At 40.7% G+C, this 1,244-nt stretch carries 1 protein-coding gene; it reads right to left on the bottom strand.

The window, feature by feature from the left end; translation table 11 throughout:
• On the bottom strand, positions 1-1,244 hold a 1,244-nt coding region (locus HMPREF0629_RS07535; RefSeq protein WP_009222714.1), incomplete at both ends, for a Cna B-type domain-containing protein.

The following is a 1,244-nucleotide window of genomic DNA, read 5'->3' on the forward strand; positions in this document are numbered from 1 at the left end:
TACCGGTACGTTTTCTTCTTTTGCGTAGTATTCAAATTCATTTCCCTTCGGATCGTGTTTTGCCAAGTTTGTGAAAGTCTTCTTTAGATCATTTCCACTTGCATTTGCAGGTACTATAAATTCATCTACTTTTTCATCGATTTTGTCTGCACTTTCTACGTTGTTCTTTCTCCAAAGTTCTATTGTTACTGTTGGTTTCGGTCCGTTTACCCATACTTTTTCTAATGTCTTTTCTACTACTGTTCCTTGTCCGCCGCTTGTGTTGGTTACTTCTACTGTCTTTTCTTTATCTGCAGCTTTTAGTGTGACTTTGCCGTCTGTTACCGAGTATGTTGCCGTGTAGCCCTTGCTGTCCGTTTCTTCAACCTTGTATTCGCCGAAGTATAGGCCTTTTAGTTCCTTGCTTTCAGTAGCTGCAAGTTCAAAGCTCTCTTCATAGCCTGCAGGGCCTGTTACCTTGAAGCTGAACTTAAGAGGAGTGCCTCTCTGGCCTACAGGACCTCTTACGCCCTGACCATTAACCAATGGTTTCTTGGTTACCGTCAGTTTGCCTAAATCAGCTTCGCTTACCAGCGCTTCGTTCTTTATTGTTGCTGCTCCGTTTACAACATCTGTGCTTGTAATCAAGGTCCAGTTGTCGTTGTTGACGTCGCCCGCGTTCTTAAAGCTTTCTTTTACTATGAAGCTGTATGCATTGCCGTTGATGTCTGTTGTTTTTAAGTTTTCCCACTTTGCTGTTGTTGTAGTTCCGTTTACTACTTTTACTTCTGCTTCCGCTACCGGCACTTGTTCTTCTGCTCCGCCTTCTATTTTTCTGTATAGGGTTAGATTGACTTCCGGTTTTACTAGTGTCTTACCGTCCGGGTCTTGCCATTCTTTTGTTACTGTTACTTCACCGTTACTTGGTTGATTGTAAGTGTTTGTAACTTTTAATCCATCTATTGCTTTTGTATAGTTTGCAGGTACGTTTTCTTCTTTTGCGTAGTATTCAAATTCATTTCCCTTCGGATCGTGTTTTGCCAAGTTTGTGAAAGTCTTCTTTAGATCATTTCCATTTGCATTTGCAGGTACTATAAATTCATCTACTTTTTCATCGATTTTGTCTGCACCTTCTACGTTGTTCTTTCTCCAAAGCTCTATTGTTACAGTTGGTTTCGGTCCGTTTACCCATACTTTTTCTAATGTCTTTTCTACTACTGTTCCTTGTCCGCCGCTTGTGTTGATTACTTCTACTGTTTTTTCTT

The organism is Peptoniphilus sp. oral taxon 386 str. F0131 (genome assembly GCF_000090945.1).
Classification (GTDB): domain Bacteria; phylum Bacillota; class Clostridia; order Tissierellales; family Peptoniphilaceae; genus Anaerosphaera; species Anaerosphaera mikwangii.